Source organism: Paenibacillus endophyticus (assembly GCF_014192395.1).
Taxonomy (GTDB): domain Bacteria; phylum Bacillota; class Bacilli; order Paenibacillales; family Paenibacillaceae; genus Pristimantibacillus; species Pristimantibacillus endophyticus.
On the sequence record NZ_JACHXW010000008.1, the window covers coordinates 262,026 to 271,857 of the forward strand.

Genomic DNA, 9,832 nt, shown 5'->3' on the forward strand with positions numbered 1-9,832 from the left:
TCTCCTGTCATCTTCTCTGTATGCAGGTCCCTAAATGGGCTGCTAGGAAAAGCTTACATGACGAAAATGTACTCTCCGTGACGCCAATATGAACGGAATATGAACGGGCACAAAAAAAATGCTGCGATTCATATGCAAAAAAGTTGCATAAGCTTCCGCAGCATGCAGAAAAGGAAACAAGTGAACCAAGAAATCTAAAGAGATTGAGAAACAGCTTATTATTATTCCTTATTGAGAATGAATGACGCTGTCGGAGCCTTGATCGGCAACGTCACGATGAAGATTGTTCCTATCCCTGGATCGCTTTCAACCCGGATATCACCTTGATGCAGCGATATGATCTGCTTCACGATGGCAAGTCCCATGCCGCTGCCATCATATTTGCGGCTGTGAGAACGATCCGCCTTGAAAAACCGCTCGAATATCCGCTTCTGATCCTCTAACGAAATACCAATACCCGTGTCGGATATTCGGACAGTCACGTTTTTCGTATCCGATTTCATCTCGACAGTTATGGTGCTGCCATCCTCGGAAAATTTGATGCTGTTACCGAGTATGTTAGTCCATACCTGGTTGAGCTGATGATGGTCAGCCGTAAGCAATACTGCCTTCAATTTGAGCTCGAAATGAATGCTGCGCGCCGACCATTGCGGCTGGATTGCAACAATTACGCGTCTTATCTGCTCGTCAAGTCTGAGCGATGCCAGCTGCATCTGCTGCGACTGCGATTCTAACAAACTTAGCTTTAACAGGCTATCGCTCATCTTGGACATCCGCTCTGCTTCCGTAATTATAATATCTAGATAACGGGTTCGCACTTGAGCTGCGATATTATCTTGCTTAAGTGCGATCGCATATCCAGATATCGACGTGAGCGGCGACTGTACTTCATGTGAAACATTCGTTACGAATTCTCTGCGCATTTGCTCCAGCTGCTGAAGATCGTGCATCATTTCTTCGAAGCTGCGAGCCAAAGTGCCCAGCTCGCCTGATTGCTTAATATTCAACTTAACGTCGAAATCTCCAGCAGCTATCCGTCTTGTCGCGATTGTCAGTTTTTTGATCGGCCTTACGAGAAATACGGAGGCAATCAGAACAAATATACTTCCTATCATTAAAGAAAAACCTACGAAATACAATGCCCACCTTATAACAAAAGAGGCTGAAGGCGGAGCGAGTGGCTCGAGAAACATTGCTTTTGTTCCGATCTCCGTTTTCAAAGGCATCCCTAAAAGAACGGTAGCAAAACCACTCGTATTGTATTGAACCATTTCTCCATGAAGGACTTTCCCAACTTGTTCTTTCGTTACATTGGCAATTTTCTGTCCGTTAACTTCCCCATAGGACTTGAATTGACCGTCTGCTTCATAAATTCGAATGTGATAGGAATTGAGCATCTTCATTTCGCTTACGAACGCTTCCGCTTCACGCATCGGAATAGTCTCATAGATCTGTGCAATGTCTTGCCCGAAATTACGCAATAGAATTTGCGAGTTTTCGCTCAATTTCTCTTCAAATAACCAAGTAGCCGCAAAAAACGCGATGACCGTTCCCCCGACCACGGATACCAGAAAAATTAAGACTACACGTGTATATAAAGATTTGATCACGTTTGCACCTCTAGACGGTAGCCTAGCCCACGAACCGTTTCGATATGAAAATCAGTTGTAGTCGCAAACCGCTCGCGCAGTCGTTTAATATGTACGTCTATCGTTCGATCATCGCCTGCGTAATCGAGTCCCCATATTTGATCAATCAACTGCTCGCGCGTATAAATTTGCCCCGGCGTTCCCGCCAGCTTGTAAAGCAATTCAAACTCCTTAAGCGGCAGCGTGAACGACTCTGTCCCTCTCTTCACTTTATAAATCTGCCGATCAAGAACGACGCTGCCTAAACGAATCGTCTGCGTGGAACCAATCCGGTATCGTTTTAGCAACGCTCTAACACGTGCCGTCAATTCCAACGGATCGAATGGTTTCGTCAAATAATCATCTGTCCCCAGCTGGAACCCCTTCACTTTCTCCCATGTTTCGCCTCTCGCAGTAAGCATGAGCAGTGGAAGATCCGGATTGCTCCTTCTGAGTTCCTTGCATAACGTCCAACCGTCCATATTAGGCATCATAATATCGAGAACGACAAGATCAACATGCAACGAGGCATAGATAGCAAGTGCTTCCTTTCCATCCGCAGCTTCCACCGTTTCGAATCCGTCGTTGCGTAAAAATAAACAGACAAGTTCGCGAATGTTCGCGTCGTCATCAGTAACCATTATAGTAGCCATTCGCTCCCTCTCTCCTTGTTTTCCATCCCATATCGTATTAACCATTATACAATACAAAACCTGTTCATGATTGCGGATGGTCCGCATAGCTCATTTTCTGCTGAAAAAAAACGGTGTCTTAACGCTTCATTTCTTCTCTGTAAAGAAATAAAGCAGCGCGATAACCGGGAATACGATGCCGATCCACAAAGCTGCACTCCAGCCTCCCCAAGCGAAAGCCCATCCGCCCACTGCGGATCCCAATGCGCCACCAAAAAAGAAAATAGCCATGAATAGGCCATTCAATCTGCTACGAATCTCCGGACCGAGCGCAAAAATCGCTCGTTGACCAAGTACAAGATTGGCTGATACACCCGCATCCAACAGGATGGCTGATACGACTAAAACGGTTATGCCAACGGGAGAATTAGATTGTATGACCAGCAGGAGCAGAACAGAAACGATAACCATGCCAAGCGCTATTCCAGTAGCGGATCTAGTCCAGCCGCGGTCAGCTAATCGGCCAGCCAACGGCGCTGCTATCGCACCTGCGACTCCAACAAGCGCATACAAAGCAATGGCTTTTTGGGAAAAATGAAATACGGGACCAGATAATAATAACGGAACAGTTGTCCAGAATAAGCTAAAGGTCCCAAATACGCACGCATGATAGATCGCGCGACGACGCAAAATCGGCGTTGTTCGCAGAAGATACCACATGGAGCTCAGCAGCGCTCCATAGCTTGTATTTGACGATGGCTTTCTTTCTGGCAGCACTTTTGAAAGGACGGCCGCCAGCACAATGATCGCTGCAGCTGATATCGCGAATATGGTGGGCCAGCTAAAGAAATCAGCCACCAAACTCGACAACGGTCGCGAAAGCATGATGCCAAGCAGCAGCCCGCTCATGACATTTCCAACAACACGGCCGCGTGAGGAAGCTGATGCAAGGTATGATGCATAAGGCACGAGAACTTGCGCCGCGACCGACCCCAATCCGATAAAAAGAGCCGCTGCCAAAAAAAGCATTGGGCTTTTCGTCATCGCCGTCACAACCAAGGCAATTGAAGTGAGAAGCAACGAAAATACGACTAGCCTTCGGTTTTCAACAAGATCGCCTAACGGAACGATAAAAAGCAAGCCAATGACATATCCTATTTGGGTCAAGGTCACGATCAAGCCGGCACTGCCAGCCGACAGACCGATTGAAGAGCTTATTAAGCCCACCAAGGGTTGTGCATAATATAGATTAGCAACGATAATTCCACAAGCGGTCGCTAGCAAAACGGTTAACCAAGTCGGAATATTCTTTTCGATTTTTTGTTTGTTTGATGCATTCATTGCAATCACTCCTTCATTTTGGTAAGAACTTAGGGCTTAATCGGTTGCCTGTTCATCAGGTATTGTTTATAACATCCCCTCGGCTTTAATTTTAAAATCAACGGATGAATTGAAGACGTTCGAGAGCAATACCGCAGTTGCAATAGGGAACTTGAAAACGAAACTTTAAAAATCCATCCCAGTTGCTTCTTTTAAATACTAAACGTATCGTTTATTAATTATGTTTAAATAGTATACTGAACGTATCGTTTTGTAAATAGGCATTATGCAATTTTATTTCGATTTTACTTTTGATATACTATACGTACAGTTTATATATAATCAGTTTAAAAGGAGTGATTGGCTTGGAGGCTAAAAGAGGACGTCCGCGTAACGTTGAAACGCAACATGCGATCCTTAGCGCTTCGTATGAATTATTGCTGGGGGATGGCTTTGGATCGGTCACCGTTGAAAAAATCGCTGACCGCGCAAAGGTAAGCAAAGCCACGATTTATAAATGGTGGCCTAATAAGGGTGCAGTAGTGATGGACGGTTTTCTTGCTGCCGCTGCGGCTAGACTGCCCGTGCCTGAAACTGGTTCGGCATTCGACGATATCGTTATACATGCCACAAATTTAGTTCGGTTTTTGACAAGCCGCGAGGGCACGATCATTAGAGAATTATTAGGTGAGGGGCAGTTTGATTCCGGATTGGCGGACGCCTATCGGACAAGGTATTTCCAGCCACGTCGGCTTGAAGCTAAGAGCCTTCTAGAAAAAGGGGTTCAGCGCGGAGAATTGAAAAAAGATCTTGATCTTGAATTAAGCATCGATCTCATTTACGGTCCCATTTTCTATCGATTACTTGTGACAGGCGGGGCATTGGACGATTCCTATGTACAGCATTTGGTGACGAATGCATTTGAAGGAATCAAGTCGAAGTAAAGCCGAATATAAAGGCAACGATTCAATTTGGATAAGCAATCTGCAACAAGAGAGACAGCGGCATAGGTTTCTATCGCATTAATAGAAACTTAGTGTCACCAGGTGGCTGCAAGGTTAGGTTTCTATTGCATTAATTGCAATGTACAGTACATTGTACTTCACACCATAATCGATTGGTGAGTGTAATAAGACTAGTCGCCATACGTGAGATCAAGCTACGCTGCACTTTGTACACTCTATTCGTCGTTTAAGCAGCCTCTTTCTTGCTACGTTGCAGTTTCTGCAACAGAATGCAGCTACATTGCACTTTCTACACTCTATACGTCGTTTAAGTAACCTCTTTCTAGCTACATTGCAGTTTCTGCAACAGAATGCCTCTTTCCCGGCGGTTATTCGCTTATAAACGCAATTCTGCTGCACTTTGTACACTCTATTCGTCGTTTAATTAAGTAACCTCTTTCTTGCTACGTTGCAGTTTGTGCAACAGAATGCCTCTTTCCCGGCGGTTATTCGCTTATAAACGCAATTCTGCTGCACTTTATACAACGTAGCCTCTCCAGGTGGCCGCAATGTTAGGTTTCTATTGCATTAATTGCAATGTACTTCACACCATTATCGATTGGTGAGTGCAATAAGACTAGTCGCCATACATGAGACCAAGCTACGCTGCACTTTGTACACTCTATTCGTCGTTTAAGCAGCCTCTTTCTTGCTACATTGCAGTTTGTGCAACAGAATGCCTCTTTCCCGGCGGTTATTCGCTTATAAACGTGATTCTGATGCACTTTGTACAACGTAGCCTCGCCAGTCGGCTGCAATGTTAGGTTTCTATTGCATAAAGTACAATGTACAGTACAATGTACTTCACTCCATAATCGATTGGTGAGTGCAATAAGACTAGTCGCCATACATGAGACCAAGCTACGCTGCACTTTGTACACTCTATTCGTCGTTTAAGTAACCACCTTCTAGCTACGTTGCAGTTTCTGCAACAGAATGCCTCTTTCCCGGCGGTTATATGCTTATAAACGCAATTCTGCTGCACTTTATACAACGTAGCCTCTCCAGGTGGCTGCAAGGTTAGGTTTCTATTGCATTAATTACAATGTACAGTACAATGTACTTCACTCCATAATCGATTGGTGAGTGCAATAAGACTAGTCGCCATACGTGAGACCAAGCTACGCTGCACTTTGTACACTCTATTCGTCGTTTAAGTAACCACCTTCTAGCTACGTTGCAGTTTCTGCAACAGAATGCCTCTTTCCCGGCTGTTATTCGCTTATAAACGTGATTCTGCTGCACTTTATACAACGTAGCCTCTCCAGGTGGCTGCAAGGTTAGGTTTCTATTGCATAAAGTACATTGTACAGTACAATGTACTTCACACCATTATCGATTGGTGAGTGAATTAAGACTATTCTCTATACCTGAGACCAAGCTACGCTGCACTTTGTACACTCTATTCGTCGTTTAAGTAACCTCTTTCTTGCTACGTTGCAGTTTCTGCAACAGATTGCCTCTTTCTCGGCGGTTATTCGAATATAAACGTGATTCTGATGCACTTTATACAACGTAGCCTCTCCAGGTGGCTGCAATGTTAGGGTTCTATTGCATAAAGTACAATGTACTTCACAAACTCCTTTCTCGTTCAAATACCGATCATCCAGCTCACTCCAGAAAACTTGCTCTAGCAAAGCAGAAAGCTGCGTTTCTCCTTGCTGCAGGAGAGGAATGATATGAGCGGCAAATGCTCGATCATGAATGACATGCAGAGGATTAATTACACCGGCAATCTGCGGAACGGCTGCTTCAAAGCCATTCCGCTTCCTCTCCAGTAATAGCTCAGCTGCTTTGCTGGATATGAAAGGCATATCGCACCCAACTACCCACACAGATGCATACGTTGCAAGAGACAATGCTCCATGCAGACCTCTCAGAGGCCCATGACCATCATAAAAGTCGGTAATAATGCGCAATGACCGATTTACGATATGCAAAAATGGCTTAGGATCATGGGTTACGACAATTAATTCATCGCATATTTCATGCATCCGCTCCAATTGCCGCGCAATCAACCTGTTGCTCCGACTGGGCCTCCCTGTCCGGCAGGTCCTGCTGGCCCTTGAAGTCCGGCTGGTCCTTGCGGGCCTGGTGGGCCTTGGAGCGACTGTTGCAGCACCAAATTTAGTTCGTTCTGGATCGTTCTTATCGCTGTGGTTAACTCCTCTACGACTGCGCTTGCCTCCACTCCAACGTACCTTCACCATTAGGTATGAACATCGAACGGAAACGGTCCTCGTATGCATATTCATGTACCTTGTACCAAGCCGAGGGCTTGACGCCAAGCAGAATATCGTCTTTTTGAACCCATTCATCCATATCGGTCAATTGCTTGAGCCTGGCGAACTCTTCCGGTTTATCAAATATAATTTGAATTTCTTGGAGGGGGTGGATCTCCACGTCTATAGGAGAATGAATGGTCCATCCCAATTCCTTTGCACTCCGATAAGGCCAGCAAGCACCTTTAATTCTGCGATTTTTGACCCATCTCGCTTCGGCATCGTATTTTGGCGGGAGCACCATTTTATCCTTGCTGGGGAGAATCGCTGCTTGTATTTGACGTTGAAAGGTAACCATTCCCAAGTCAAACCTCTCCTATCGTAGGTGTGCTTCACATCAATTACACATGAGGCTAAACGAATTCTCCCTCAAAAACTGACTGTTTTACATAAAATGAACGCTAAAGCCGTTATGGTAGGTTTGAAATACCAGTATATGAATGAAAACCCGAACGTTCACTAAGTAGGCTGCAGCCTAGTGCTATTCCTATAATCATGGATTTGTTCATTGACCAACTGACAAGGGAATAGTACCCTTGCGTAGAGAACGATTGGCTAATCTAATGAAGAAGGTGACCTACTTGAAGGTGCAATTAAATTGTTTTCCTGGCGGGCGATTCAAAGCGCTAACGATGAGCTATGATGATGGCAAAGAATATGATAGAAGGCTCGTCGAAATATTCAACAAGCATGGGATCAAAGGTACGTTTCATTTGAATTCGGGCAATCTCGGTCGCGACAGTTTTGTCTCGCCTGAAGAAATTAGTCAACTATTTAGCGGTCACGAAATATCGGCACATAGCGTAACGCATCCGTTTTTAGACCTATGCACAAAGGAACAGATCATCATGGAAATGATGGACGACCGTAGAGCGCTGGAGCGCCTTGCCCGCTACCCGGTTCGCGGCATGTCCTATCCTTACGGTACATATAATGAAGAAATCATTTCGATTTTAGCAACAATCGGCTTTCGGTATGCACGCACGACGCAGAAAGCTGATAATTATAACCTGCCTAACCAGCCCTTAGCTTGGCATCCAACCTGCCATCATAAAGAAATGCTCGAGCAAGGTGAAGCTTTTCTAAATTTATCTCCGCCATCATGGAAAATAATGCCTCAGCTACTATACGTTTGGGGCCATAGCTATGAATTCGAAAATGATCAGAATTGGCAGGATATTGAGCGGTTTTGCCAATTGATAGGCGGCAAGCCGTACATTTGGTATGCGACAAATATTGAAATCATCGATTATATGGATGCTGTCGCAAGGCTTCAGTTTACGCTGGACAACTCCGTCGTCCATAATCCTAGCAGTATAGCGGTATGGATTACGGCCGAGGGGCAGCCTGTTGAGATCGCAGCCGGACAAACCGTGCAGCTTGATTGAATGATTCAAAGCTATCAAAAAGCCGAACAGGCTTACATTTCCTGTTCGGCTTTTTATGCTGCAGTTTATTTCATGTCGGCAGCTTCGCATTCGTTGCGTTTTCTCCTTCAACACAAAAGACCAGCTATTTTGTACCGGTACAGATCATCCTTTTACCCGTTGTCGCTTTCCTTCTTATCGTTTACGCTAGACTTAGCAGCTTCAGCGAACTATCTGCTGTGGCATAACTAGTAAATCCGGCGAGGTGGCCCCCTATGATTACATTGACTGCGCAAGAAATACGAGCTTATTTAAATCGAATTGGCATTGTCGACATCGAGGCTCCCACTCCAACATTTTTATTCGAGCTTCACAAAGCGCATGTGAGAGCCTTATCTTGGCAAACCGTCGATATTTACGGCGGGAAGCCTGCTTCCATCGATGTCAAGCAATCGATTGCGCTTATCCTTGGAGGCCGCAGTGGATATTGTTTCCACTTGAATGGAGCATTCAGCGCTCTGCTGCATGCCTTAGGCTACGACGTTTCGCTCCACCGGGCAGGTGTGCAGCCGATCGGAACAGAGCCGCGCATCAATTCTTTTCATCTCGGCGTATTGGTCAGACTGATGGATAAAGCATGGATTGTTGACGTCGGGCTTGGCGATATGCCTCACGAGCCCTTGCCACTAGTCTATGGAACATATGGGCAAGCACCTTACGAGTACCGAGTAGAATCGTCCCTCGTTGCTCCAGACGGCTGGCGTTTGGCTCATGACCGTGATGCGTCCTTTGTCGGTGTGGATTTCGACCCAAATGTCGTAGAGGATATCGGAATTTTCAAAAATAACCATCATTTTTATAGCACCTCGAAGAACTCTCCGTGGCATAACATTTTCCTGCTCAGGAACCGGGACGAGAAGGAAGGGCATGAGCTGCGCGGCTGTATGTGGAGAAAACGCGACAAAGATGGTTTTCAAATGACGGAATTAAATCAGAAATCGCACTGGCTTGACGTCATGGCTGAGCAGCTGGGCGAGACGCTTACGCACTATAACGCCATAGAGAGGGATGAGTTGTGGAAACGGGTTCGCGAGGATCATGAAACGTGGAAAAAACAAAAAAAGCAGTTCATATGAACAGTGGCGGGTACTGTGCGACAAATCAGCGGCCCGCCTTGCCATTGCCGCAATAACTTACGCCGAGCCGAATCTTTTGGCATTTCGGATACGGGCGCGTTCTAGCTCTATGTCACGGTCGCGCGGCTCAGCGTTTGTGACCAATGAATCCAATAGCTTCTGTGCCGCAGCCGTTACTTCTAGAACCGCGAGCTGGAAGGCCGCTTCATTGGCTTTGGATGGCGCTTGGAACCCGGATAGCTTCCTTACGAATTGCAGCGAGGCTGCTTCTACCTCATCTCCCGTTGCCGGCGGTTCGAAGTTGAATAATGTTTTGATATTTCTGCACATCGTCTATCTCCTCCTTCATCCGAATAGTTTTTTTATAAGACGAATTGTCAAGCTAAGTGCGACACCTCTTCCATGAATGCTTCGTGAGCCGACCTCCAACCGAGACATTTACGAGGACGGTTGTTAATCAAAC

Annotated in this window: 9 protein-coding genes; 3 read left to right on the forward strand and 6 right to left on the reverse strand. The window is 45.7% G+C overall.

What is annotated here, in order from left to right; all coding sequences use genetic code 11:
- Positions 1–221: 221 nt before the first annotated feature.
- The 3 genes from FHS16_RS15785 to FHS16_RS15795 form a co-directional block, all read right to left on the reverse strand.
- Positions 222–1,610: a sensor histidine kinase gene (locus FHS16_RS15785; RefSeq protein WP_183564167.1), complete on the reverse strand. Its 1,389-nt coding sequence runs from the start codon at positions 1,608–1,610 to the stop codon at positions 222–224.
- A complete protein-coding gene (locus tag FHS16_RS15790; protein ID WP_183564170.1) occupies positions 1,607–2,281 on the reverse strand; it encodes a response regulator transcription factor in 675 nt (224 codons plus the stop codon). The genes FHS16_RS15785 and FHS16_RS15790 overlap by 4 nt, the downstream gene beginning before the upstream one ends.
- 126 nt (positions 2,282–2,407) lie before the next feature.
- Positions 2,408–3,601 (reverse strand): MFS transporter, encoded by a 1,194-nt coding sequence (locus FHS16_RS15795; RefSeq protein ID WP_183564173.1) that lies wholly within the window; start codon positions 3,599–3,601, stop codon positions 2,408–2,410.
- 344 nt (positions 3,602–3,945) lie between these two features.
- On the opposite strand from FHS16_RS15795, the gene FHS16_RS15800 reads away from it, so the two are divergent.
- Positions 3,946–4,524: a TetR/AcrR family transcriptional regulator gene (locus tag FHS16_RS15800; RefSeq protein WP_221226366.1), complete on the forward strand. Its 579-nt coding sequence runs from the start codon at positions 3,946–3,948 to the stop codon at positions 4,522–4,524.
- 1,424 nt (positions 4,525–5,948) lie between these two features.
- Here the strand turns inward: FHS16_RS15800 and mobA are convergent.
- Complete coding sequence (gene mobA / locus FHS16_RS32625; RefSeq protein WP_376769673.1) at positions 5,949–6,839, reverse strand: molybdenum cofactor guanylyltransferase; 891 nt, start codon at positions 6,837–6,839, stop codon at positions 5,949–5,951.
- Positions 6,754–7,170, reverse strand: coding sequence for a hypothetical protein (locus FHS16_RS15815; protein ID WP_183564186.1), 417 nt, complete (start codon positions 7,168–7,170; stop codon positions 6,754–6,756). The genes mobA and FHS16_RS15815 overlap by 86 nt, the downstream gene beginning before the upstream one ends.
- 232 nt (positions 7,171–7,402) lie before the next feature.
- On the opposite strand from FHS16_RS15815, the gene FHS16_RS15820 reads away from it, so the two are divergent.
- The gene (locus FHS16_RS15820) at positions 7,403–8,254 is read left to right on the forward strand and encodes a polysaccharide deacetylase family protein (protein ID WP_312890930.1); all 852 of its coding nucleotides are present in this window, start codon (positions 7,403–7,405) and stop codon (positions 8,252–8,254) included.
- A gap of 254 nt (positions 8,255–8,508) precedes the next feature.
- On the forward strand, positions 8,509–9,369 hold the full coding sequence (locus FHS16_RS15825; RefSeq protein ID WP_183564189.1) for an arylamine N-acetyltransferase family protein: 861 nt from the start codon (positions 8,509–8,511) through the stop codon (positions 9,367–9,369).
- A 57-nt stretch (positions 9,370–9,426) separates the two neighbouring features.
- Here FHS16_RS15825 and FHS16_RS15830 read toward each other — a convergent pair whose 3' ends face one another.
- Complete coding sequence (locus FHS16_RS15830) at positions 9,427–9,699, reverse strand: DUF2277 domain-containing protein (RefSeq protein ID WP_183564192.1); 273 nt, start codon at positions 9,697–9,699, stop codon at positions 9,427–9,429.
- Between the last annotated feature and the right edge of the window lie 133 nt (positions 9,700–9,832).

Bases quoted from the DNA above. Each gene is read 5' to 3' on its own strand.
- FHS16_RS15830 (WP_183564192.1), bottom strand. From the start codon at position 9,699: ATGTGCAGAAATATCAAAACATTATTCAACTTCGAACCGCCGGCAACG.
- FHS16_RS15790 (WP_183564170.1), bottom strand. From the start codon at position 2,281: ATGGCTACTATAATGGTTACTGATGACGACGCGAACATTCGCGAACTT.
- FHS16_RS15795 (WP_183564173.1), bottom strand. From the start codon at position 3,601: ATGAATGCATCAAACAAACAAAAAATCGAAAAGAATATTCCGACTTGG.
- FHS16_RS15825 (WP_183564189.1), top strand. From the start codon at position 8,509: ATGATTACATTGACTGCGCAAGAAATACGAGCTTATTTAAATCGAATT.
- mobA (WP_376769673.1), bottom strand. From the start codon at position 6,839: ATGAATATGCATACGAGGACCGTTTCCGTTCGATGTTCATACCTAATG.